This is a genomic window from Luteitalea pratensis, from assembly GCF_001618865.1.
Taxonomy (GTDB): domain Bacteria; phylum Acidobacteriota; class Vicinamibacteria; order Vicinamibacterales; family Vicinamibacteraceae; genus Luteitalea; species Luteitalea pratensis.
This window is the reverse complement of record NZ_CP015136.1, coordinates 5,161,817-5,186,791: the sequence shown is the minus strand read 5'-3', so window position 1 is coordinate 5,186,791 and position 24,975 is coordinate 5,161,817. Positions and strand designations below refer to the sequence as shown.

The following is a 24,975-nucleotide window of genomic DNA, read 5'->3' as shown; positions in this document are numbered from 1 at the left end:
TCGGAAATCCCCGGGTTCTCCCCGGCCACGCCCCCGACTCGGACTGCCTCCGAATCGCACCATCGCGATGCGTCCGAGGTGGACGCGAATGCGAGGTGCGACGTGGCCGGATGGCTCGCTCTGACACTCTTGATGTGGGGCAATTCTAACCCGGTGTTGCAGCCGGCTCTCGGCAGCGCTTCCCCGGTGTCGCCGCCAGCCCCGCCTGCCGCGATTGCAGAAACCGCCTCGGATGACGCCGTCGTGCGCGTACGCCTCTACGCGGATCGCCAGGTCGATGATGCCCTGCTGCGGCGCGCTCAATCCGACGCCAGCAGATTGCTGTCCTCGGCCGGTGTGGCAAACGCGTGGCGCATCTGCAACGCACCGGATGCGTGCCCACCCGTCCCGGAAACTGTCCCGATTGTCGTCATCCTTTCCTCGAAGGGTCGCCCGAGCGGGCGCGAGAACTGCGGCATGGCCGCTCACGGCACCAACGATCGCGAGGGCTCGGTGGTGATCTCCGTCCCGTGTGTAGCCGGTGTCGCGTTTCGCCTCTCGCGGCACTCAGCCATGCGAGGCAATCCCCTCCTCCTCATGCCCAGGCACGACGACCTCGTAGGGGCAGTCATGGCACACGAAATCGGCCACTTGCTCGGCCTGCGACATGCCCCAACCGGCCTCATGCGCGCCACCCTGGAAGCCGCTGATCTCGCGGCGCTCAGGCGCGGACAGCTCGGGTTCAGCCAGCAGGAGGCTGCACGCATGCGCGTCACATTGGAGTCGACGCTGGCCTCTCAAGACATGAAGGCGGTCCCCTGACGCTGCTGACGGCGCCGCCATCTACGTTATCGGTTGCCGGCTGCGCCTCACCTTCCTCGCTCGCACCCGTTGCGCGTGAACGCTGCACGGCGCTCGGTCAGTGACAAGGGACGTTCACCGTTGAGATAATCTTGGGCGTCAACGAACAGCCTCAGTGACGCCTTGCGACTGACTTCAGGGGATCGCCTCGGACCGTACGAGATCCTCGCCCCGCTGGGTGCCGGCGGCATGGGCGAGGTCTATCGGGCCCGGGATCCGCGCCTCGGTCGCGAAGTCGCGATCAAGGTTCTGCCCGCCGATCGCATGGCGGACGCCGGACGTCGCTGGCGCTTCGCACAGGAGGCCCGGGCAGCCTCCGCCCTCAACCATCCGCACATCGTCACGATCCACGAGATCGAGTCGGCCGACGGCACCGACTTCATCGTCATGGAGTCGGTGCCCGGCAAGACGCTCGATGCGCTCATCCCGAAAACGGGAATGCCGGTGGCCGAACTCCTGCGTGTGGCCATTGCGATCGCCGACTCACTCGCGACCGCCCACGGACACGGGATCGTCCACCGCGATCTCAAACCCACGAACGTCATCGTGGCACCACCCCGCACGATCAAGGTCGTGGATTTCGGGCTGGCGGAGCTCGCCGACGTGGGCACGGACGGGTCGGAGACGCTGACGCTGCCGAACGCACCCGACCGATCGATGGCCGGGACACCGCCGTACATGTCGCCCGAACAGGCGGCGGGACGGGCGCTCGATGGACGCAGCGACATCTTCAGTTTCGGGGCCGTGCTGTACGAGATGGCCACGGGGCGGCGGGCCTTCGAGCGTGCCTCGGTCGCGGAGACGCTCGCCGCGGTGCTGCACGAGCAGCCCCGGCCGCCTCGCGAGCTCGCGCCGGCCCTTCCCGAGGCGCTCGAGCGGATCATCGTGCGCTGCCTCAAGAAGGACCCCGCCCGGCGTTTCCAGCACGCGTCCGACCTGCAGGTCGAGCTCGAGGAAGTGCGAGACGAAGCCGCGACCCGTGCCGCTGTCACGACGCGGCGCCCACGCCGCTTGCTGTTGCTGGCCACGGCGGCCCTCCTGGTGACTGCGGTTGCTGTGGTCGCCATGGTGCGCCGCTGGTCGGACACGCATGTGCCGCGGGCGGTGCCGCTCACGTCGCTCGCCGGAGTCGTGAGCGCGCCATCGCTGTCACCGGATGGCCGATACGTGGTGTTCACCTGGACGGGCCCGACGCAGGACAACCAGGATCTCTACGTGCAACAGGTAGGCGCGGGCGCCCCGCTGCGCCTGACGACGGACCCGGCCGCCGATCGCAGCGCGAGCTGGTCGCCGGACGGGCGCACCATCGCGTTTCTTCGTGACGAGCCCGAGGGACCAAAGAAGCAAGTGCGAGTGATTGCGCCGCTCGGAGGCGTGGAACGTCAGGTGGGAGGCATCCAGCCGGCCGCGCCATTCTCGGGGCTCACCCTTGCGTGGTGCCCGGACTCGACGTGCGTGCTCGTCTCCGATTCCCCGGGCCCGGGGAAGTTGGACGCGCTGTTTGCCATCGCGATCGACAGCGGCGAGAAGCGGCAGGTGACCTTCCCGCCCGACCTGGTCGGCGATGTCGATCCGGTGGTGTCTCCCGACGGCCGGTCATTGATCTTTCGGCGCAACACGACGCCGTTCACCGGAGCGTTCTACCGTGTGGCGCTGAGCGACGGGACCGTTCCCACGGGAGAACCGGTGCGCCTGACGCCGCCGCTGGGCGCGGGCACCGCGACGTGGACGCGGGACGGCCGCGAGATCGTGTTCTCGGTCAACCGCGCCTTGTGGCGATTCGACGCGATGAAGGGCGGCACGCCGACACGTCTGGCCTCCGTTGGCCAGGACGGGCAGAGTCCGGTGATCGCGCCCACAGACGATGGCCGACAACGCCTGGTGTACCTCCACAGTGTCGCGGACGTGAACGTGTGGGGCGTGACGGTGTCCGAGTCCGGTGCGTCGGCCGTGGCCCCGCCCGTGCCGGCAATTGCGTCCACGAGGTACGACTTCGGTCCCGCCGTGTCGCCGGACGGGCGTCGACTGGCGTTCGTGTCGGACCGTTCGGGGGACTGGCAGGTCTGGGTTGCAGAAGCCGACGGTTCCGGTGCCGTCAAGCTGACGTCGATGGCCTTCCGTTCGCTTCCGGGGTTCCTCAGCTGGTCGCCCGATGGCGCGTCGATCGCGTTCAACGCCGATCCCGAGGGACGGCCTGACGTGATCGTCGTGCCGGCACGGGGCGGCAGACCGCACATCCTGAGCGCGCAGCTGTCCAATGCGGCGTTGCCAAGCTTTTCGCGCGACGGTCGGTGGATCTACTTCCGCCAGCTGAAGGACGGTGAGGCGCACGTCTGGAAGATGCCGGCGACCGGCGGAGATGCCGTCAAGGTGACGAACGCTCCGGGTGGGCGGGTCCTCGAATCGGCTGACGGCCGCCACCTCTACTACGTCGACGCGATGGACCGGCCAGGCGCGCTGTGGCGCTTGCCGTTGGCCGGTGGTGTGCCGGTCAAGGTGCTCGATGGCGTGATCAACGGCGCCTTCGACGTGGTCGAACGGGGGGTCTACTACTTCGAGCGGGTTTCCGTCAGCCAGACACAGCTGCAGTACTTCGATTTCGCGACGCGCCGCTCGACGACCGTGGCCCGTGATCTGGGTGTGGCGGGGTTCACCGTGAGCGCGTCTCCGGACGGCCGCCACGTGTATTTCTCGCGAACCGACGCGCTGGTCGACGAACTGATGCTGGTCGACGACTTTCGCTGAGCGGGTCGCGCGTGCACCGCGTTCGACTCGCTCGCCCCGTGGCCCATTCACCTCAGAAGTCGAAGCGGACGAGGAGCTGCATGACTCGCGCCGGACGCACGCTCGTCACCGCTCCGAACCCGCTGGGATTGGTCAGCACGCCAGCGGCGTTGTAGGGAAGGTTGACCGGCGTGAGGTTCGTCATGCTTTGCCACTGGATCGCCGCGTTCACGTCGTTGAACTGCGTGTGGTTGAGCGCGTTGAAGGCGTCGACGCGAATCTTGAGCGCGCGCGATTCGCCGAAGACAGGAAACGCCTTCTGCAGCGACAGGTCGAGATTGTTGATCGCCGCGCGCGTCATGTAGTTGCGGCTCGACTCGAGTCCGATGCTGCCCACCGCCGGCGGGCGAAGGATGTCGTACGGAATCATTCCGTACGGATCCCCGCTGTGGCCCGAGGGGTAGGCTCCCGTGATCACGACGCGCGATCCCTCGCTGCCCGAGCCAGTGACGTTGCGGTTACCTACGCCAGCCACGGTCCAGCCGTAGGTGTAGGGCGCCCCGGTCTCCCATCGATATCCACCGGACAGCTGCCAGTTGTTGATGATGCCGCCCAGGAGTGCTCCGGCCGATTCCTTGCGCGGCAGCTCGTACACCCAGTTCACGTTGAAGATGTGACGGCGATCGAAGGTGGCCGGTGCGTAGTTGGACTGTTTGTCGAACTCGTCGATGCGCGAGAAGCTGAAGTCGTCGTCCTGGCGGCTGAGCGCCTTGCTCCAGGTGTAGTTGACGTTCAAGAACAGGCCATCCGAGAAGCGCCGATCCACCTGCAGCTGCAAGCCGTGATAGTTGGCGTTGGCGTCAAACATGCTCTGGCCGATGTTGCCGAAGCCACGATACGGCCGCAGGAAGTCGTCGGGCAGCGCGCTGCCGCCCGGCGTGGGACTCGGCGAGAGCGTCGGATCCTGGTTCTGCGGCTCGAACGTGGCGCCGTACGGCACCGCGTTCAGGTTGATGCGGCGAATCAGGTGGTTCTGGATCGACCCGACGTAGGCCACATCGAGAATCATGTTCAGCGGCAGCTTCTTCTGGACCCCGATGTTGTAGTTGTAGGTGGTCGGCACCTCGCCCGCATCGTTGAGCGCGTTGAGCGTGATCGGCGCGAGCAGTGCGTTCGACGGTGCGACGTCCGGCAGCCGACTCCAGGTGATCCTCGGCGTGATGATGTTCGGCGGGTTGATGATCTGACCGAAGGCGAGGTTGCCCTGGTAGCGATCGTAGAAAACGCCGCCGCCGACGCGCAGGATGATGTCCTGTCGGCCGGTCAGGTCGTAGGTGACGCCGGCGCGCGGCGCGTAGTGAATGCCCCGATCCTGAATCAGGTACTTGCCCACGTCGTCGGACATGCCGGTGCGGAGGCCGTTGGCGATGTCGCCACTGTCGGGCACGATGCGCCCGATGAACGCCGCGTTCAGGGTCTGACTGGTTGCCGGATCGATCGCGACGCGGGTGCCACGGGTGTCGAGGCCAGGTTGGTAGAGCCGGACCGCCTGGCTCTGACTGAAGAGCGTCGGCACGAAATTCGACGTCAGGAAGGCCTGATCGTACTGCGGCTGGATCCAGTAGAACCGCAGGCCATAGTCCACGGTGATGCGATCGCTGACCTTCCAGTTGTCCTGCACGTACCACTCGGCGTTCCAGTAGCGGTATTCACCGACGGGCCAGATGTTGGCCTGTTCATAGAAGTCGAAGACGCCGGTCGCGGCGTTTGCGAACGAGAAGCCGGTGTCGAAGGGGTTGCTCGGGTTGTCGTTGAACTGGATGGTGCCGTTGTTGGGACCACCGCCGCTCTGGTCCTTCAGGCTGTGCTGAGTGTAGAAGCCGACCTTGGAGGTGTGACGGCCCCAGGCCTTCGTCAGGTTCACGACGAAATCGTAGTTCTGGTTGAAGTTGCGGAACGGCCAGCTCTGGGGTGTCATCCGCGGGTTGGTACCGGAGCGGCCGCCGAAGATGAACTGTGGCGGATAGTCGTCCCTCACGCCGCCCGGGTAGAGCAGGGGGAGGTTGGACAGCCCGAGGTCGGTTCGGTTCCACGTGCCGTCGGCGTCGTGAATGAAGATGTCGTTGCGTACCGTGCCGCCCGTGATCTCGAGGAACAGGCTGGGCGTCAACACGCCGGTCGCGCTGAGAGCGTAGTTGTAGACCGGGCGGATGTCCGAGATCGTCGTCAGCGGCAGATCGGACGCGAAGCCGTAGGGCCCGAGCCCGGAACCGCCGTTGTTCGTGTTGTTGAAGTAGCGTCCGTATACGCGCCACGCGTTGCTCGCCTGCCAGTCGACGCGGACGATGTCCTCCCGGCGATCGAGGTCGGCGGCCAGTTGCGACGAGAAGTTGTAGCCGGCGCCCGAATCGTTCGGCGACGGATAGATGTTCAGGATGCCCAGGCCTTGCGGGTACAGGCGGTTCTGGGGAATGCGGCCGAGGACGCCACCGTCCTGGAAACAGCCCGACGTATTGCTGGCATTGCACGGCAGCCCTGTCGTGTAGTCCCTGATGTAGGGAAACAGCGTGCCCGTGTTGTCGAGGCTCTGCGAGAAGTCGCCGCGCCGCTCGAGCTCGGTCGGCACCCTGACGAGGCGCGGATCGACCGGCGGCGTGAAGCGCTGCTGATGCTCCTGGGCGAAGAAGAAGAAGAGGCGGTTCCTGTCCTTGTTGTAGCCACCGAGCGGCACGGGACCGCCAATGGTGTAGCCGAGGTCGTCCTGGCGGTTGATCGCCTTGAGACCGACGCGCGAATCGGGATCGGTCGCGATCGCGCGGCCGCGGTTGCGGTTGTTGATCCACGAGTTGGCGTTCATGCCCTCGTGGCGGCGGTACCAGTACGCCGATCCGCGATAGTCGCGACCGCCGCTCTTGGTCACGACGCTCACCTGGGCGCCCGACGAACGGCCGTACTCGGCCTGGTAGGAGTTCGTGAGCAACTTGAATTCTTCGACGGCGTCGAGATTGATGTTGCCCGACACGCCGTTGCTGCCCGTATCCATGTTGCTCACGCCGTCGACGGTCAGGTTGTGCACGCCGCCGCGCGAACCGTTGACGTTGAAGAACAGGTTCGACCCGTCGGCCGGCGCGTTGGCGATGCCGGGCGCGAGGCGTGTCAGCGCCAGCGGGCTTCGCCCGTTCACCGCGAGGTTGCTGATGGCCGTCGAATCGACGGCGAACGAGCGCTCGGCGCTGCGCGACTGCACCTCGACGACACGGCTGCTCACCGTCACCGTATCGGTCACTGCACCGAGCTCGAGTGTCAGGTCACCGACCGCCAGACGGTCGTTGGCGTTGAGCACGACGGTCTGCCGCTCGGCGGTCTTGAACCCGTCCATCGTCACCTTGATCGTGTAGGTGTCGGGGAGCAGGTTCAGAAACTCGAAGTCCCCTTCCGCGTTGGTGATCGTCGTCTGCGTGTCGTTCCGGCGCGGGCTGACCAGCGCGATCGTTGCACCGGGGATGACCGCTCCCTGCTCATCTCGAACCGTGCCGGCAATCGATCCACGGGTCGACTGTGCGCGCGCGTCGGCCGCGAGCGTCAGCCACCCTGCCATCACCGCCAGAATCGCGGCCCGCTCGTACCCCCGCGAGCCGCGCGCTGTGTCCATACGCACTCCTTTCCGGACCGAGAATCAGCGGACGCGGTGAGACCACCGAACAAGCTGCTCGTCAAGAACCGAGATTGGGAGGTGGGCGTATTATCGCGCGAGCCTCGAGCGTGATCAACGCCTGATGTTCGAGACGCCCCACCAGTATTCGTCGCCGCCGACTCACCCGTTGAAGTACAGGTACGCGGCCAGAATCAGCGCCACCACGACGCCCGAGTTGACGACATCGATGCGCGTCCAGCTCGCACGCGACTCGCGCCGATGTTCTTCGGTCATCGTCGCGAAGGTGAGGTCGCGCAATTGCGCCGGATCGGGCGCTTCCGATGTGTAGCTCACGATCACCAGCACCGCTGACGACACCAGGAAGATCAGCAGGCTGTAGTACTGGAAGTAGATGTTGTTGACGATCCACAGGAACGAGCCCGGTGCGTAACCGGTCGCATACCCGTTCATCCCGAGGCTGACCGGTGTGTCCACGGCCAGCCGGAAGACGCCGAGTGCGAAGCCGACCGTCAGCGCCGCGAGGCAGCCACGCGCGTTGATGCGCTTGTTGAACACGCCGAAGAAGAACACCGCCGCGATCGGCGGCGCCAGATAACCCTGCACGCCCTGCAGGTACTCGTATAAGCCGCGCGCACCCTGGATGACGGGGATCCACGCCAGGGCGATCAGGATCATCACCACCGTCGCCACGCGCCCGACCCAGACCAGTTGCGCCTGCGTGGCGTGCGGGCGGAACTGCTTGTAGAAGTCCATCGTGAACAGCGTGCTGCAGGCATTGAAGGCGCCGGCCAGCGAACTCATGAGCGCGGCCAGCAGTCCCGCGACGACGATACCGCGTATGCCCGAGGGGAGCACGTGCTGCACCATCAGCGGAAACGCGGCCTGTGCCTGCTGCGGGATCACGTGGCCATCCGGACCGACGATCATCGCGAGCCCGCCGACGCGGCCGGTCCGCGCCAGCGCCAGCGCGATCATGCCCGGGATGATGAAGATGAACACCGGCAGCAGCTTGAGGAAGGCGGCGAAGATGGTGCCGCGGCGCGCCTCCCGCTCGCTCGGCGCTCCCAGCGTGCGTTGCACGATGTACTGGTCCGTGCACCAGTACCACAGGCCGATGATCGGCGCGCAGAACAGCATGCCCAGCCACGGGTAGTCGCCGTTGAAATACCAGGCAATGCGTCCGGCCTCGCGGACGGGCGCCCACGTCCCCTCGAGGCCCGCAGGCACGAGCGGCTTCCACAGGTTGAACATCTCGGGCCCGAGCACGGTCCGCAGCTCGCCCCAGCCTCCGAGCCGCTGCAGGCCGAAGATCGTCAGCAGCAGCGAGCCGACCAGCAGGATGACCGTCTGCACGGCCTCGGTGTACGCCACGGCACGCATGCCCCCGACGACCGTGTACAGGCCTGTCAGGATCACCACCGCCACCGACCCGATCCAGAAGCTGTTGAAGACGGTGCCGCCGATGTTCACCTGCAGCCCCGGCAACAACGTCCCGAACACGACGCCACCTGCGAAGATGCCGACCGCGATCTTGGTCAGCACGTAGGCGACGAGCGAGATGAGCGAGAGGACCCAACGTGCCGTCGGCGAGAACCGCCGCTCGAGGAACTCCGGCATCGTGTACACGCGTGACCGCATGTAGAACGGCACGAGGACCCAGCCGAGGACCAGCAGGCACCACGCATGCAGTTCGTAGTGCGCCAGCGCCACGCCACTGGTGGCACCGGACCCCGCCAGGCCGACGAGATGTTCCGAGCCGATGTTGGAGGCGAAGATCGAGGCGCCGACCACGAACCAGCCGAGGCTGCGACCTGCCAGGAAGTAGTCGTCGGCCGTGTCGCGGCTCTTGGACATCACCCACCAGGTGATGCCGGCCAACCCGGCGAAATACAGCAGCACCACGCCCCAGTCGAGACCAGTCATGCAGGCGATCTCCCGCCGGGGCGAACCTCGTCCGGACGACGAGGCAAGGGCCTCGTCGCCTCTGGCAGGCAGGCGCTCCGGAATCGGCGCGTATTCTACATGTTCACAGCTGAACCGTGCCGCCGGACGGTTACGACGCTCTGGCCTAGCTTTCGCTCCGGCGGCGCGCCGGGGCCTCGAACCACTTCGCGGGGGGGACCAGCTTGGCGCCCTCTGGATCGGCTTCGTAGTGCGGCGACATGATCTGCACGCCGTGCTCGTTGAAGGCATCCTGGATGTGCGCGTGCACGCCCGACATGATCGGGATGCGCAGCGCCGGCTGGTCCACGCACACCAGCAGCGTGTACTCCACGTAGAAGTCCGAGAGTGCGGTCTGGAGTACGCGCGGTGCTGGCGTCTGACGCAAGCCCTCGCTGCGCGACGCCGCCAGCAGCAGCAGCGCTTCCACCTGGCGCCACGGTGCGTCGTAGCCGATGGTCACCACGACCGGGGCGAATACGCCCTCGGCGGCATTCCTCGTGAAGTTGGTCGCGGTGCCACTGATCACCACCGCGTTCGGGATGGTCACTTCCTCGTTGCGGCGGGTGCGGATCTTCGTCGAGAGCACACCGAGGTTGGTGACGGTCCCTTCGACGTCGCCCAGCCGCACGTATTCGCCCGGCGCGATCGCATCGCTGTAGGTCAGCATGAACCCGCTCATCAACTGGTTGACGATGCCGCTCGATCCGATCGAGACGACCAGCCCGATGAACACGCTGACACCCTTGAACGCCTCGGTGCTGCTGCCCGGCAGGTACGGGTAGGCGATGACGATCGCGAACAGCCACAGCAGCGTGGTGACGATGCGCCGCGTCGGCAGCGCGCGTGGTCCGCTGATGCCCGCCAGATGCAGGCGGCCCTGTTCCACCGCGTCGAAGACGAGTACGGTGAGCCGGACGACGAAGCGCGTGCACAGGAAAATGATTGCCGCGGTGAACAGCCCGGGCGTCGCCGTGATCGCACTCCAGCCGAGACGTTTCACCGTCGCGATCAGGAAGCCGCCCAGCGCCTCGCCCCAGGGGCGTGTGACCGGGAACTGCTGGAGGACATAGGTCAACCACGTGTAGACCACGACCGCGCCGATGGCGATCGCGATGAAGCGCGCCACTCGCCGCACCACGACGAGGACCCACGATCCCCGCACTTCCACGTCGTCAGTCGGCAAACCCGTCTTCGCGAGACCCGCCTCGGCCACCCGGGAGGCCCGCTGGGCAATCAGGCGATGCAGACGCACGAGGACGAAGAGCGCCCCGGCCAGCAGCAGCGTTGCAAACAGCGACCGCAGACCCGCTCGCAGCAGGCGCTCGGGTGTCCGCGCCTCGGCCGCCTCCTGCAGCGCCACCGACAACCGGCTGACGACAGCGGCCGTGACCTGCGTCAGATCCTCATTCGCACCCTCGTCCACGTCGGGCTGGACGATCGCGAACATGTCCTTGCCGGCCATCGTGATCACTGACGCGCCGAACAGGCGGCGTGACGACACCGGGCCGGTGACGTTGTCGTCGATCATCCGGTTCAGGCTGCGAATGGCGCCGTCGGCACGCTCCAGCGGATCCCGCGGGACGATGTCGGCCCGGAAGGTCAGGATGTAGCGATTGCTGAATCGCAGCTCGACGAACTGCTCGTGAGGGACGCGCCGAACGAGCCTCTCCTGTGGCGCCCCATCGACGGCAGGGGCACCGGGCGCCGGCTGAGTCGCGGGAGGGATTGGCGGTGGTGCCGCCGGCTGCGGCTGCGCGACGATCACGCGCGCGCCACCCAACACCAGCATGATTACGACGAGCGCACGGCCTGGACTGAGGAGGCTGAAAGGCACCGATGGATAGTACGGCAGGCTGATCGTCGTGTCAGCGTCGCCGCCGCGGGTGTCCGGGGCGGCTGACCTCGAGTTGCTGCGCAAGCTGCTCCACGGCAGGATCCCGCACCGCACTCGCGCGCATGGCTGTCACCAGCTGACGGGTCGCAATCGGTCGCCCTGGGGCGAGCGCGCGAGGTCCTTCCTCGGCCTGCGCGCTGGGGAGCACCGACCAGCCCGCGCCCAGCCGCACCATCTCCCGCAGGACTTCCGGCTGGTGGCTCTCGGCGACGACGTCGAGCGGCGCCCCGAGCCGGCGCAGCTCCGCGACGACGACGGCGCGGGTGTGCGAGCCGGCGGGATAGAGCACCCACGGTCCCCAGCTCGCCGGTGCGCCGATGCGTCGCCCTGGCGGGCCGTACACCGAGAGCGCCTCCGTCCTGAGAGCCGTGACGGTCACGCCTGGCAGGGGCCGCGGCGGCATCACGCAGACCGCGAGATCGAGGTGACCCGCCTCCAGCAGCTTGAGCAGCGTGGCCGACGGCGCGACACGTATCAGCAGCTCGATGTCCGGGTGCGCCGCCCTGAATGCCTGGAGATGATCCGGGAAATGGACGACGGCGGCGGCGTCGATCATGCCGAGCCGCACCCGCCCGGACCGGCCCTGCTGCAGCCGATCGGCCCAGCGCGCGAGGTCGGCGGTGAGGCCCAGCACCTGCCGCGCATGCGCCACCACGGGGATCGCTGCCGGGCGCAGCTGGCGCTTGCGCGTCTCGCGATCGAACAGCGCCACGCCGAGGCGGCGTTCGAGTTCCGCGAGGCCCTGCGAGAGCGCCGACGGACTGACGCCGACCGCTGCCGCAGCCTTCGCCCATGTCGCGGCCTCGTCGACCGCGACGAGGTACTCGAGCTGGCGGATGGAGAGATCGGGCAACTGGAGCACCGCTGCATGGTAGTACAGCAACGCTTCACCAATGATGCCAATCATCAACCAGCACTTATGGTCTGGCCATGCCTGCTCGACACATCGCCCCTGCCACCGGCCGGCTCGGCATCCTCACGCCAGGCCTCGGCGCCGTGGCTTCGACATTCATCGCCGGCGTGCTGGCGGCCCGCAAGGGCCTGATGCCTCCCATCGGCTCGTTGAGCCAGATGGCGCACATCCGGCTCGGCACGCGCGACGAGCAGCGTAATCCGCTGATCCGTGAGTTCGTGCCCCTCGCCAGCCTCGACGACCTCGTGTTCGGCGGCTGGGACCCGATCACCACGACCGCGCTCGAAGCCGCGCGCACGGCAGGCGTGCTGCGTGGCGAAGATCTCGCGCCCCTCGCGTCCGAGCTCGAAGCGATCGTGCCGATGGACGCCGTCTTCGACCGTCGCTGGGTCTCGCGCCTCGAGGGCGTCCGGGTCAAGCCGCTCAGCTCCAAGAGGGAACAGGCGCAGGCGCTGATCGACGACATCGCGCGGTTCAAGGCCGAGCAGGCCTGTGACCGTCTCGTGATGGTGTGGTGCGGATCGACCGAGGCCTACCAGGAGCCGTCGGCCGTTCACGCGTCGGTGGCGGCGTTCGCGCAGGGCCTCGAGGACGACGATCCGAACATCTCGCCGAGCCAGATTTACGCGTGGGCCGCGCTGCAGAGCGGCGTGCCGTTCGCCAACGGCGCCCCGAACCTGACGCTTGACCTCCCGTGCATGATCGAACTCGCGCAGACGTGCGGCGTGCCTATCGCCGGCAAGGACTTCAAGACCGGCCAGACATGGATGAAGACGCTGCTGGCGCCAGGCATCAAGGCGCGGATGCTCGGCCTGCGCGGCTGGTACTCCACCAACATCCTCGGCAATCGCGACGGCGAGGTCCTCGATGCGCCGGAGAACTTCAAGTCCAAGGAGGTCTCCAAGCTCGGTGTGCTGGACGCCATCCTGCAGCCGTCGGTGTACCCCGATCTCTACGGGCAGATCGACCACGTCGTGCGCATCAACTACTACCCGCCGCGCGGCGACAACAAGGAAGGCTGGGACAACATCGACATCTTCGGGTGGCTCGGCTACCCGATGCAGATCAAGGTCGACTTCCTCTGCCGCGACTCGATCCTCGCCGCGCCGATCGTGCTCGACCTGGCGCTGTTCCTGGACCTCGCGGCGCGCGCCGGTTCGGGCGGTGTGCAAGAGTGGCTCAGCTTTTACCTGAAGGCGCCGCAGGCCGCTGGCCGCACACCGGCCGAGCACGACCTGTTCATCCAGCAGACGAAGCTGAAGAACACCTTGCGCGAGTGGATGGGTGAGCTACCGGTGACGCATTCGGAAGCGGGCTGAGGTACTGCCTGATGCCTGATGCCTGATGCCTGACGCCGACTGCCGCACGCAAGCCCAAGGGCCAGGGACGAGGCCCGTAATCAGCGCTGCGGTCGCGTGCACCGGGAGTCGTCGCGGTGCGCGAAGTACGGTCGGTATGCAGGGGACTTCGTGTCGCCGCAGCCGGACAGGTTCAGCAGCCTCACGTTCCTGAACTCCACCGGTTGACTTTCGGCCTGCAGACCGAGGTAGCCGGAGGCGAGCGGCGTGCCATCGACCTTGATCTTCGGATCGAAGCCGGTGGCCACGCCGCCGCCGATCTGCGGCGTCTCGTACTCGAGCACCAACTGCCGATCGACATAATGCCGGACGTGCTCGTTGCCGAGCACTTCGACCTGGACCGACACCCACTCGCCGTCCTCGACGTAGCGGCGTGACGACGAGTTCGTGCAGTGCGCCTTGACCATCGCGCCGTGCATGAAGATCTCCGTGCCCGGCGTGCACACATTCATCGTCGTCTGGTTGCCGGCAAGGAACTGCGCCTCCACCGAAACGGGCCAGTCCTGGTCCTTCAGGATCGACGCCGGTGCCTGGCTGTGGATCATCACGCCGCTGTTCAGGCGCGCGTAGCTCGGGCCCCCCTTCTGCTGTGGCCCGCGGATCCGGTACTCGAGCGCCAGCACGTAGTAGGAAAACGGCTCCTTGTAGAACAGGTGCCCGAAGCGCGCACCGAAATCGTCGCCGTAGGCGTCGTAACGGACGGCGATGGCTCCGTTCTCGACGCGGAACGTGTTGCCGTAGTTGTCGCCGACGTCGTGGTGCGCCAGCTTGACCACCCAGCCATCGAGGTCGCGACCGTTGAACAGGGTGCGCCATTCCGTGGCAGGGGCATCCTGCCAGCTCGCCGGCGAGGACACCTGTGAGGCGAGTGCGAGAGCGAACAGGAGGAAGCGCTGTATCATCGCGGTCGTTCCGGCTGCCAGAGGGTACTCAATGCGTCGACCCAACGCCATGGTCGAGCCCACGTCGGTCAATGCAACGCCCTCGGCGCGAGGAGTCGTTCAGGCAGCAGGATGGTGTCCAGCTGCACGCCAACGAGGCGTGCTTCCTTGTTCGGAGGATTCGTCCATGCGTAGAACGTTCTTGCTGCTTGCCATCGCCGTCGTGTGTGTCGGCGCGGCAACGCAGTCCACGTCCACTCAATCCCCCACGCCGGCAGCGTCCAGCGCCCCGGCCGCCGCCGCTGCCCCGACGGTCGCCAACGTCCCGGTGCCGACGTTGACCGTCGATGAACAGAAGGCCCTGGCACGGCGCTTCTCTCCCGAGCAACTCGCGGCTTTGCGCACACGCGTGCAGGCCGACGCCCAGCGGGCGGTCCGTGACGAGGCGGAGCAGGGGTTCCGCGCGCCCACCGCCGACGAGGCCGCGGCCCTCGCCCGGCCGTCGTCGGATTCCACCGGCACCGCGGTGGCGCTGGCAGGTGGCGGCGCTGCGTTGAAGGCCGACGCCACGAGCCTCGAATTCGTGAAGGTGACGGTCGGCACGGATGGCGCGGTCGTCACGCACGACGGAAAGGGGGCGCGCCGTGACCAGTAGGCTCGCGCCGATCGCCCTCGCGCTCTTCGCTGTCGCCGCCCCCGCCGTCGCGCAACCGGCCCGCATCGCCGTGGTCAACGTCGACGGTCCCGGCGTCGGTTTCAACGACCCGACGCCCGCCGATCCCGTGGGCGGCAATCCCGGCACGACGCGTGGCCAGCAGGCACTCAACGTCTTCCAGCACGCCGCGAACCGGTGGGCAGCCAACCTGCAGTCCAAGCAACTGATCATAATCGTCGCCACGTTTACCCCGCTCACCTGCAGCCCGACAGGCGCGGTCCTCGGCGCCGCGGGGCCGAACTGGTACTTCGCGAACGTCGATCCGGCCAACGGCGGCCAGTCGATGGAGGCCGATACGTGGTATCCGGTGGCGCTGGCGGAGAAACTGACGCGGGTTGACATCACGGCGGACCCCTCGATCGATCCCGCCGACGCCTTCGAGATCTTCACGCTCTTCAACAGTCAGCTCGGTATCGGCACCTGCCTGACCGGGAACGGCTGGTACTTCGGCCTCGACAACAATCAGCCGGCCAATCGCATCGACCTGCTGGCCGTGGTGATGCACGAGTTCGGGCACGGCCTGGGCGTGACGGTCGGCCCGACGAACACCAGCACTTCCGGCGCGCGGCCACTCGGCTTTCCGTCCGTGTGGGAGGGTCGCATGCTCGATCTCACGAGTGGCAAGCGCTGGATCGACATGACCAACGCCGAACGGTTCGCATCGGCGCGCAACACGAACAATCTCGTGTGGGCCGGGCAGCAGGTCACCAACGTGATTCCCTCCACGCTGGAGTTCCAGCTGTGGCTCACGGGGATCTCTCCTGCCATCGCTCCGGTCCAGCCCGGGCCCTCGTCATTCGGCCCGCCAATCGCGCGCGGCGTGGGCCTGAAGGGCTACGTCGTGTCGCCCGCCGACGGCGGAGGTACCTCCCCGCAGGACGGGTGCGAGGCGTTCCCGGCCGGTGCGCCGATTCCGGGCAACATCGTCCTGGTCAATCGCGGCACCTGCACGTTCAACGTGAAGGTCAAGAACGCACAGGACGCCGGGGCCATCGGCGTGCTGATTGCCAACAACGTGGCTGGTCCGCTGTTCCCGGGTGGCACCGACCTGACGATCACGATTCCAAGCCTCGGGATCACGCAGGCCCTTGGCACCCAGCTGCGTTCCTACGCCACACCTCCGCTCGTGCAGGCGTCGCTCGATTCCTCGAGCCGTCAGGGCACGACCGCCGGATTCGCGCGCCTGTTCGCGCCGAACCCGTTCCAGAGCGGGTCGTCGGTGTCGCACTTCGACGTCACGCTGACGCCGAGCGTGTTGATGGAGCCGAACATCACGTCGGACCTCACCACGAAGGTCAAGAACCCCTTCGACCTGACGTTGGCCCTGTTGCGCGACATCGGCTGGTAGATCGCGGGTTTTCAGTCTCAGGTCTCAGGTCTCAGGTCTCAGGTCTTTCTTGAGGCTTGAGGCTTGAGGCTTGAGGCTTGAGGCTTGGAGGCTTGAGACAGACTTGAGACCTGAGACCTGAGACCTGAGACATCAAGTATCAGGCACGAATTAGGCGTTAAGCGTTAAGCGTCAGGCGTTAGAACGTCCACCCCGCCGCCGCGAACGCGGCCCTGGCCCGTGGCGTCACCGTGGCTTCGGTCTCGACGCGAAGCGATGTGGCGCCGAGTTCGCGCTTGGCGCGCGCCGAGATTTCGGTCATGGTGGCGACGGCCGACTTCGTCTCGCGAAGCCAGTCCACAGGCAGCAGGACCACACCCGCCTTTGCCGACGTGACCGCCACCAGCGCCTTCGAGTCGGTGAGGATCGACTTGACCGGACTCTTCGTATGCAGTGCCTGCAACATCTCCACGCTGTGCACGAAGAACAGCGCCTCTCGCACGCTGGTTGCGCCGGTGATCGTCGTGATGTAGTCGGCCGCGTTCGCGGGTTTCACCGCGTCCAGCGCCGCCAGCACTCGCGTCTGCATGGTCAGGGTCAGGCGATTGTTCAGGAAGAACGCCTTTGCGGCGGTGTCCGACACCCCGAGCGCCTTGGCTCGCCCTTCGTTCATCTTGCGAAGCGACTCCGGATCGGTCGTCCACACCAGGTTGCCGACCGTGGCGGCCGAGCCGACGAGCGGTGGGATGGGCACGACGAACTTGGTGGTCAAGCTGCCCGCGGCGTCGACCTTGGCGACGCCCTCGAGCGCGGATTTCAAGGTGGAGTTGGTGGTGTAGGGATCGACCCCGACCTTGGCTGCCCATCTGCGCACCGCGCTGTTGACCCCGAGCACCCCGTAGGCCGCATTGGTCGTGCCGCTGCCCTGGGCCGCCTTCTCCTCTTCCGAGAGTTCAGGGTCCTCGTCGAGGGCTTCGTCGGCGGCGCGCTTGCTGCGCCGCCCGAGGTTCGTGCCCATCCGCTTGAGCCCGCCGCCGACGCCCTTCGCGGTGTCGACTGGATTGACGACGGCGTTGGCGGCGCCCTTGCCGACGTTGACCAGCGACTGGCCGGCAGCCTCGATGAAGATGTCCGACTTCGAGACCTGGCTCAGCTCGTGGATCCCGTTGATCTCGCGAACCACGCGATCGAGTTCGAGCCGTCCCACCGCCTTGAAGGTCCCGTATTCCGACGTAACCGTGAATTCGTGGAAGAAGCCGGGCGTGGAGACGGCAGCGGCGACCTGGTGGTGCGCGCCCTTGAGCTGTGCGGCCGTCAGCACCTTGGAGGCGGTGACAGTCGGCGCCGGCTCGTCCGACGCCGGCTGCGCGGTGAGGACGGCGGATGCTACCAGCAGGCTGGCGGCACAGAGGCCGAAGGCCGAACCCCCGAGAGGCACGGCGGCCAACGTCGTCGAACGCAGCGGATGGCACATAGGCGGCATCGTGGAGGGTACTCCGCTACCGGGCAAGTCGACCATGGTCGAATGAACGTCTAACGCTTGACGCTTGACGCTTGACGCTTGACGCTTGACGCTTGACGTCTAACGCCTAACGCCTACGTTCTTACGGAGCCCGGAACACGTCCCCGGTTCCCGGTTCCCGATTCCCGGTTCCCGATTGAACACTGAACACGAAAGACGAAATACGGCGAACGAACTCCACGCGCTCGCTTTGGTAGAGTGTGGCCATGCGAACCGCGGTGATGGCCCTCGGCCTGCTCGCCTGCACCGGAGCAGCGCGCGCCGAAGAGACGCCCCCAAGGACCTTACCGGCTGGACTCACGTCGGCCCGGGGAGCGTCGTGGTCGAGAACGGCCTGCTCAAGACGGTGGGCGGCATCGGGTTGCTGTACTACGCTGGCGAGCGCTTCGGCGACTGCGTAATCCGCGTCGTCTACCGGACGACCACGGTGGACGACAACTCGGGGATCTTCGTCCGCATTCCGGCGCCGCCGGCCGACCCCTGGCAGGCCGTGCACAGCGGCTACGAAATCCAGATTCTCGAGAATTTCCCCGCCAACTACGTGCTCAGCGAGCACCAGAAGCAGTTCGGGACCTCGTGGCACACGACTGGCGCCATCTACTCGATGCGTCCGGCGATGGCGAAGCCGCAGAAGCCGGTGGGCGAGTGGAACACGATGGAAATCGAGTTGCGCGAGCACTCATACGAACCCGTGCGCGGACGCCGGCCCGACGCCGGTTACATCGGCATCCAGAACCACCATGAGCCGCAGACAGTGTTGTTCAGGGAAATCACAGTGATCAGGTAGTGACGAACGCCGAACGCCGAACGCCGAACGCTGAACGCTGAACGCCGAACGTTGAAGGGCAAAGGGGAAAGGCGCGGACGTTTAGCGTTCGACGTTCTGCGTTCGTCGTGGTCTTACCGCACGCCCCATTCCCACATTCCATAGGACACCTTCTTGTCGAGCGGGAGGCCGGCGAGGCGCGCGGCCAGCGCGACCTGGCCGCGATGGTGCGCCTCGTGCGACAGCAGATAGCCGACGAAGGCCGTGACGTGTGGCTTGAAGCCCTTGACGCGTCCGTCCCCGGCGGCGCTGTCGGCGACCAACACCGCCAGCGCCGCGGCCGATGCGTCGAGTGCCGTCGCCAGGGCCGCGTGATCGACCGTGCTGCCGGATCCGACCTTCGCCAGCCCCTCCATCAGGTCCGGACGTGCGGCCTTCAGCCACATCAGCCGCACGTCGTGCAGGTGCGCGAACAGGTCGCGGACCGTGCGTCCCTTCCCGGCCGGCGCGGCGTCCAGGGCCGCGGCGGGAATGCCGTCGAGCAGGTAGCGCGTGATGCGGGCCCCGATCGCCCATGTCTCGACGAGAGCCTGCGCAACTGGATTGGCTCCGCTCATTTTGCCAGCGGATCGGGCCGCAACTGGAAGTGCAGGACCTTGCTCGAGGTGCCCTTGCCGCCTTCCATGTGGAACGGCGCCCGGGTGCTCACCGTGGACCACAGCCCGCGGCCCTTCCAGCCGGCATTCGGGTCGTCGATGCGTCCGTCCATCCACTTCGTGTAATAGCCGAGCGGGTATGGCACGCGCAGCACGACCCACTTGCCGTCCTTGAGCGCCAGCAGGCCTTCCGACGCGTTGCCGGTGTTGATCGGCGTGTTGGGGCCCAGGCCGAGCGTGTCGAACCAGTCGACCCAGGTGTAATAGCTCGCCTCGGCGCTGCCACCATCGGTCACGCCCTTCATCTGCGGGGCCGGCTCGGCGTAGAGGGTCCAGCCCTCGGGGCAGTGCTGGCCGGTCGCCTTCGGCCCGTTCAGCGGCGCCTTGCACTTGCGGCGATCGAAACTCGCCATGTGGCCGCTCGCGAGCGCCGCCCAGACGACGCCATTGCGATCGACGTCCATGCCGCGCGGCGAGAAGCCTTGCTTCTTCGGGTCGGCATCCTGGAACGGCGGCTCGTACACCTCCACGAGTGTCGTCTCCGGCGGATTGCTCCCAGGCACGAGGCGCACGGCTGCGCCGGGGTAGCCGAGCACCGAGCCCCAGATCGAGCCGTCGGGCGCCGGTTGCACCGAGTAGAACGCGCCGTTGTAGCGCTTGTCCTTGGCCGGGTCGAGGGGCTCGTTCGGCTCGACGTATGCATCACGCTTGCCGTTGCCGTTGGTGTCGATGATCAGGGCAGTCCAGCCCTGGGACTTCGCCTCGTCGCCGGTCTCCTCGAACATCTTCGTGTTCAGCCAGCCCACCACCTGCCCACCGCCGCTGGTCCAGAGCGTGTTGTTGGCGTCCTCGGCAAACGCGAGGTGGTGCGTCCCGAAGCAGGTGCTGATGTGGGTCAGCTTCTTGGTCTTCGGGTCGTACATCTGCAAGTGCCGGCTCGACCGTGCGAGCGGAAACACCTTTGCCGATGGGTGATCCGAGCCGGCCTTGCAGTACTCCGGGTTGTCGAACGGGCGCACGGCCGAGGTTAGCCACAGTCGGCCCTGGTGGTCCAGCATCGGGTTGTGGACGTTGTTCTTGCTCGTCCAGAGCACCTCGCTGCCCCAGTAGGGCGAGGGCTGCGCCATGTCGGGCGAGGTGGCCGGCGTCGCCGGGTCACGCACGGTCAAGGGAATACGGCTCGGCGTGTGCGTCGTCGGGTCGAGCACGGGGACGTAGTCGGCACTCAACTCGAGCGCGCCGTACAGGGGGCCGTTGGCGTTCACCCGGGGGTTGCGCCTGTCGGTGGAGACCTCGTCGTGCAGGTAGTGCTTGGGGTCGGCCCAGTCCCACTGCGTGATCACGACGTTGCGCTCGAGTCCCTGCGGGCGCGGCGGCGCCGGCGGCACTTCGCCGGCCTTGATGCGGTCGGTCCAGTCGGCGAATTCCGTGAACATCCGCATCCCGACCTGGTTGACCGTGCCCACCATCTGGGCGCCGGCCTGCCCCGAGGCGATGCGGCGCTGCCAGGCATCGAGCGACGAGTTGAACTTGCCGAGGTTGGCCGGGATCTCACGGGTGCCGATCGTGCCCAACTGGTGGCACGCCGTGCAGCCTCCCGACTTCACCACCCGGAGGTACTGCTGCTGCGTGGTGATTGCCGGCAGGATGCCGTTGCCGCTCGCCCCAGTACCCGGGAACTCCTCCTTGCCGGGCACCTTGAGCAGCGAGTACCAGTACGCGGCAGGGTAGTAGTGCGCGGCGGCCTTCGCGTCGGGCGCGGGCACCGCCTTGAGGGCCAGGCGGGTTCCGGGCGTCGCCGTCGTCTTGGGCGAGTCCACGAGCCCATAGCCGCGCACCCACACCTGATAACTGGCCTTGGGCAGATCGGGAACGAGGTACCGGCCCCGATCGTCGGTGACGACCGTGCGCGAGAATTTTGTGGGCAGGCCCGTGGTCTCGGCAATCACCCACACGCCGGCCTCCGGACCCTTCGGCCCGGTCACCACACCGGCGATGTCGTCGGCATCCATGGCGACCTCGCCGCCGGTCCCCTGGAAAGCGGACACCCCCGCGACCATGCGTGGGGCCAGCGACGTGAACGCCAGCAGGGCCGTACAGGCCCCGGAGAACAGCAGGAAGGTCAGGCGCGTGCGCATGCGACTCCTCGTCCTTGTTGGAGATGCCGGCATGCTAGCTGAATCACCGCCTTCCGGGAACGCGGAAACTGCATACGGCCGAGACGCGACCGGTCAGCGCGGTCGTCCCAGCCTCGTCCCTCCCTCTTCATGGAGCGCCTCCGACGGCGCGGAGGCGCTCGTCCGGTGGCCTCGAGACCCACCCGCGAAATTGCCACAGAATCGACACAGTCCGCCGGGTGGCCGGGCGCCTGGCACCCCGGCACGGGACGTGCTCTGCCTTGGTCCAAAGGCGACCCGTGCGGAGGGCCCCACCCCGCAACACGTGGCACGCCGTCGGTGACTCGCATGCCTCCAATGCCAGTGGAACTGCGCGTCGAATGGAATGTGCTCCCGCAGCAGGCCTCGGCGGTGGGAGTGGCAGTGCAGAGCGTGGTGAACGCCAGTCGTCGCGAGCGGGGGTGCCTGACCTGTTCACTTGCGACCGAAATGGGTGATCCCGTCACGCTGCGGCTGCGCGAAGTGTGGGACTCGGAACCGAGTCTCCGCCGCCATGTCCAGTCTCGACGCTTCGCGACCCTTGCCGGTCTGCTCGAGACGGCCATCGAACCGCCGCGGTTCGAGGTGGCCGTCGACGGCCGCGTCCGTGGCTTCGACTACGTCGGCGAGGCGCGGCAGGACGGCGAGGCCGGCGCCAGTCGTCACGGCTTTCGTTGACCGTCTCGCTCGCCGCTCGGCCACACGTCGCATCCACGAGGAGCCGGTGCGATTTGCCGAAGACATGTCCCGCCAGCCGAGGGGGCTGCTCCAGCGCGTCGTGAAGGCCACGGGGTTGCGTCACGCCAATATCGAGACCTACCTCGACAAACTCGGCGGTGGGCTCACGGCACTGCCGCCCGAGTAGTTGCGTCGAAGCTGCACTCGGCGGGGTGCTCGCCCGCGGGCGTCACCGATCAGCAGTCGGCCACTCGGGCTCGGAAATTCACGAGGAAGCTGGAGGCGCAGACGATCATCGTCTGCGCCTCCAGCTTGCTCCGGCGGCCGTTGAGGCCAGGAGGCCGTCGCACCGCTACTTCGGCGGCGATGACAGCGGGTTGCCGTGCAACGCGTTGGAGATGTCGGCGATCGCGTTCTGCGCCCGCACGCTGTTGCCGGCGTCGTCAAGCGGCGGCGACACGACGGCAATGCCGAACTTCCCGGGGGAGACCGCGATCAGCCCGCCACCCACACCGCTCTTGCCGGGCAGGCCGGTGCGGTAGAGCCACTTGCCCGAGTCGTCGTACAGGCCGGCCGTCGCCATCACCGCGAGCACGCCCGGCACCTTGGCCGGATCCATCACCTGCTTGTTCGTGACCGGATTCTTGCCGCCGAACGCGAGCGTCGCGGCCATCGTCGCCAGGTCCTTGGCGTTGACGCCGATCGAGCACTGCTTGGTGTAGAGGTCGACGGCCTGCTGCCAGTCGGTCTTGATGTAGCCGTAGGCGAACATCAGCGCGCCGATGGCCTGGTTGCGCTGGTTGGTGTCGGCCTCCGACTTGTACACGTCCTGGAGCACGGTCAGCGACCGTCCGGCGAAGTCATTGTGGATGCCGATGATCTTGTTCCAGACATCGTCCTTGCTCGCACCGGTGACCATGCTCGTGGCCGAGATCGCGCCGGGGTTCACCAGCGGGTTCATCTCGGGGGCGCCCGTGCCGACGACGGTGCGCACACCCTCGATGGCGATGATCGAATTGAACCGGGCGCCGGTCGCGTCGACGCCGATGCGCTTGGCGATGGAGTCCATGCCCTGCTCCTGGATCACCTGGGCCATGGTGAAGACCTTCGAGATCGACTGGATCGATACCTCGGTCTTCAGGTCGCCCGCCGAGTAGACCTTGCCATCCGCGGTCACGACCGCAATGCCGAACAGGTTCGGATCGACCTTCGCGAGCGCCGGGATGTAGTCGGCGTTCTTGCCTTCCTTGAGCCCCTTGTACTTGGCGAAGGCCGCATCGACGGCCGCCTGGATGTTGGCGGGCACGGGCGCCTGCGCCCGTAGCGCCGGGCCGGTGAACGCGAGCGTGCCGACCGTGACGGCCAGCAGCCCGATCTGCGTGTAGCGGGGAAGAGTCACATCAGCCTCCGATTTTTGCCGAGAAGTTGTACTTGAACGAGAACTGGACCTTGAAGCCGTCGCTCTTGAAGCCGTCGGCGAAGTTCTCCCGCTCCCCCCACTGCAGTTCGCCGCCGATCATCACGTTGGGCACGGGCGTGTAGAGCAGGTTGCCGAGCGCGTACTTGCCGCGGTGGTAGGCATCGGGCGACTGCGCCTCGCTGTTGTCGATGTCGGTCTGCGAGTAGCCGATCGCGGTGCTGAACTTGTCGTTCCACGTGTGATCGAGGAACGCGACCACGCCGACGATCGGCAGCGCCTTGCCGACAATCGGCGACCGCGGGTTGGAGAAGTTGTTGACGATGCCAACGTCCACCGGCGCATCGTTCATGTAGTTCTGGATGCCTTCGCCGAACGCGAACTGCATGCGGACGACGTCGTGGTCGGTGACCTTCAGGTTGGACGACAGGTTGATCCCCCAGCCGGTCTCGCTGCCGGAGAAGTCGAACTCGTCGTCGTTCATGTCGTCCCACTTCATCTGGCGGAGAATGCCGGCGGCCTCGACGTAGCCCCACTTGCCGCCCTTGCGGAACTCACCGGACACGTCGGGCAGCGGGAAGCGGCCAGTTACGCCTTCGAGCTCGATGCGGTCGGCGTAGACGCCCTGGTCCGCGCTCGCGCCGGGCCGCTCGAGGGCAATGGTGAGCTTGTCGAATTCGCCCTTGATGGGCATCCAGCGGACCTGGACGTTGCGGAAGAACACCATGCCCGTCGGCCCCCAGTACTCGAGCGAGTTGGGAAAGACGTCGATGTCCATGAACGGGCTCCAGTACTGGCCGGCGCCGAACGCGCCGAGTTCACCGTAGGCATGCCGCAGCCGGAACGTCGTCTGGCCCTCATCGACGCCGGTGCCGAACAGCTCGAACTCGAACTGGGTCTTCAACTCGCCGAGCGGGGTGTGCGTCGAACTGCGCACGCCGAGGCGCGACTGACGCACGCCGGCAAACGTGCTGCCGTCCTTGCCGAACTCGTTCTCGAAGGCCGGCAGCCTGGTCACGCGCATCGTGTCGGACCAGTTCGGGTTGATCTGATTGAAGTTGTAGCCGATGTCCAGCATCGTGAAGCCGTAGATCTCGAGCGACGGCTTCGGGCCGGGCTTCGGCGCCGGATCCTGTCCCTCCAGCTTCGCGTCCACGCGCGCCGTTTGTCCGGCCGCCAGATCGAAGGTGGACTGGACCGACTTGAACCCGGCCAGCTCGAAGCGGACCGTGTAGTTCCCCACCGCCAGGCCCGTGATGGTGTAGGCCCCGGCGTCGGTGGTCACCCCCGTGTAGGTCACGTTGGTCGCCGTGTTGGTAGCCGTGACCGTGGCGCCCGGCAAGGCCGCTCCCTGCGCATTCGAAACGATGCCGGTGAGCGTGTTCAAGCCGACCTGCGCCGGCGCTGGCGAACTCGCGATGGCATGGGCACTCGAGGCCCCCGCCAGCAGCGCAACTGCGGCAAGCACCACGCGACACGATGCCCGTTTGGCGTTTCTGCTCATGACTGACTCCTTCCCGGGGCGGGGT

The 24,975-nt window shown here is 66.9% G+C and carries 18 protein-coding genes; 8 read left to right on the top strand and 10 right to left on the bottom strand.

All coding sequences use genetic code 11. The features are described from left to right. Window positions 1–102: 102 nt before the first annotated feature. Together LuPra_RS21720 and LuPra_RS21715 are read left to right on the top strand one after the other, a co-directional pair. On the top strand, window positions 103–801 hold the full coding sequence (locus LuPra_RS21720; protein WP_157899521.1) for a hypothetical protein: 699 nt from the start codon (window positions 103–105) through the stop codon (window positions 799–801). 162 nt (window positions 802–963) lie between these two features. Beyond that, window positions 964–3,585, top strand: a complete 2,622-nt coding sequence (locus LuPra_RS21715) for a protein kinase domain-containing protein (protein ID WP_110172691.1) — start codon at window positions 964–966, stop codon at window positions 3,583–3,585. A gap of 52 nt (window positions 3,586–3,637) precedes the next feature. Here the strand turns inward: LuPra_RS21715 and LuPra_RS21710 are convergent, their stop codons facing one another. The 4 genes from LuPra_RS21710 to LuPra_RS21695 form a co-directional block, all read right to left on the bottom strand. Next, entirely contained in the window at window positions 3,638–7,216 is a 3,579-nt protein-coding gene (locus LuPra_RS21710; protein ID WP_110172690.1) for a TonB-dependent receptor, read from the bottom strand. Window positions 7,217–7,378: 162 nt separating this feature from the next. Further along, window positions 7,379–9,142 carry a sodium:solute symporter gene (locus LuPra_RS21705; protein WP_110172689.1) on the bottom strand — a complete coding sequence of 588 codons (1,764 nt, stop codon included), beginning with the start codon at window positions 9,140–9,142 and terminating at the stop codon, window positions 7,379–7,381. Window positions 9,143–9,287: 145 nt separating this feature from the next. Next, the gene (locus LuPra_RS21700; RefSeq protein WP_157899520.1) at window positions 9,288–10,997 is read right to left on the bottom strand and encodes a mechanosensitive ion channel family protein; all 1,710 of its coding nucleotides are present in this window, start codon (window positions 10,995–10,997) and stop codon (window positions 9,288–9,290) included. Window positions 10,998–11,028: 31 nt separating this feature from the next. Then, complete coding sequence (locus tag LuPra_RS21695) at window positions 11,029–11,964, bottom strand: LysR family transcriptional regulator (protein WP_110172687.1); 936 nt, start codon at window positions 11,962–11,964, stop codon at window positions 11,029–11,031. A 23-nt stretch (window positions 11,965–11,987) separates the two neighbouring features. On the opposite strand from LuPra_RS21695, the gene LuPra_RS21690 reads away from it, so the two are divergent. After that, window positions 11,988–13,289 (top strand): inositol-3-phosphate synthase, encoded by a 1,302-nt coding sequence (locus tag LuPra_RS21690; RefSeq protein ID WP_110172686.1) that lies wholly within the window; start codon window positions 11,988–11,990, stop codon window positions 13,287–13,289. A gap of 80 nt (window positions 13,290–13,369) precedes the next feature. Here LuPra_RS21690 and LuPra_RS21685 read toward each other — a convergent pair whose 3' ends face one another. Further along, complete coding sequence (locus LuPra_RS21685) at window positions 13,370–14,230, bottom strand: 3-keto-disaccharide hydrolase (protein WP_234800498.1); 861 nt, start codon at window positions 14,228–14,230, stop codon at window positions 13,370–13,372. A 166-nt stretch (window positions 14,231–14,396) separates the two neighbouring features. Between LuPra_RS21685 and LuPra_RS21680 the strand changes: the two genes are divergently transcribed. Next, complete coding sequence (locus tag LuPra_RS21680) at window positions 14,397–14,864, top strand: hypothetical protein (protein WP_110172685.1); 468 nt, start codon at window positions 14,397–14,399, stop codon at window positions 14,862–14,864. Continuing rightward, the gene (locus tag LuPra_RS21675; RefSeq protein ID WP_157899519.1) at window positions 14,854–16,272 is read left to right on the top strand and encodes a PA domain-containing protein; all 1,419 of its coding nucleotides are present in this window, start codon (window positions 14,854–14,856) and stop codon (window positions 16,270–16,272) included. Before LuPra_RS21680 ends, LuPra_RS21675 begins: the two co-directional genes overlap by 11 nt. A 178-nt stretch (window positions 16,273–16,450) precedes the next feature. On the opposite strand, the gene LuPra_RS21670 is transcribed toward LuPra_RS21675, so the two are convergent. Continuing rightward, window positions 16,451–17,725 (bottom strand): hypothetical protein, encoded by a 1,275-nt coding sequence (locus LuPra_RS21670; protein WP_110172683.1) that lies wholly within the window; start codon window positions 17,723–17,725, stop codon window positions 16,451–16,453. A gap of 184 nt (window positions 17,726–17,909) precedes the next feature. Between LuPra_RS21670 and LuPra_RS21665 the strand changes: the two genes are divergently transcribed. Beyond that, the gene (locus LuPra_RS21665; RefSeq protein ID WP_335340763.1) at window positions 17,910–18,560 is read left to right on the top strand and encodes a 3-keto-disaccharide hydrolase; all 651 of its coding nucleotides are present in this window, start codon (window positions 17,910–17,912) and stop codon (window positions 18,558–18,560) included. 113 nt (window positions 18,561–18,673) lie between these two features. Here LuPra_RS21665 and LuPra_RS21660 read toward each other — a convergent pair whose 3' ends face one another. Continuing rightward, window positions 18,674–19,156, bottom strand: a complete 483-nt coding sequence (locus LuPra_RS21660; RefSeq protein WP_110172681.1) for a DinB family protein — start codon at window positions 19,154–19,156, stop codon at window positions 18,674–18,676. Continuing rightward, window positions 19,153–21,333 (bottom strand): carboxypeptidase-like regulatory domain-containing protein, encoded by a 2,181-nt coding sequence (locus tag LuPra_RS21655; protein WP_157899517.1) that lies wholly within the window; start codon window positions 21,331–21,333, stop codon window positions 19,153–19,155. The genes LuPra_RS21660 and LuPra_RS21655 overlap by 4 nt, the downstream gene beginning before the upstream one ends. Window positions 21,334–21,660: 327 nt before the next feature. Between LuPra_RS21655 and LuPra_RS21650 the strand changes: the two genes are divergently transcribed. After that, window positions 21,661–22,029, top strand: a complete 369-nt coding sequence (locus LuPra_RS21650; RefSeq protein ID WP_157899516.1) for a putative quinol monooxygenase — start codon at window positions 21,661–21,663, stop codon at window positions 22,027–22,029. Between the two features lie 46 nt (window positions 22,030–22,075). After that, a complete protein-coding gene (locus tag LuPra_RS32190; RefSeq protein ID WP_157899515.1) occupies window positions 22,076–22,216 on the top strand; it encodes a hypothetical protein in 141 nt (46 codons plus the stop codon). Window positions 22,217–22,381: 165 nt separating this feature from the next. On the opposite strand, the gene glsA is transcribed toward LuPra_RS32190, so the two are convergent. Further along, entirely contained in the window at window positions 22,382–23,428 is a 1,047-nt protein-coding gene (gene glsA / locus LuPra_RS21645; protein WP_110172679.1) for a glutaminase A, read from the bottom strand. Between the two features lies 1 nt (window position 23,429). Then, window positions 23,430–24,950 (bottom strand): DcaP family trimeric outer membrane transporter, encoded by a 1,521-nt coding sequence (locus LuPra_RS21640; RefSeq protein WP_110172678.1) that lies wholly within the window; start codon window positions 24,948–24,950, stop codon window positions 23,430–23,432. Window positions 24,951–24,975 lie beyond the last annotated feature (25 nt).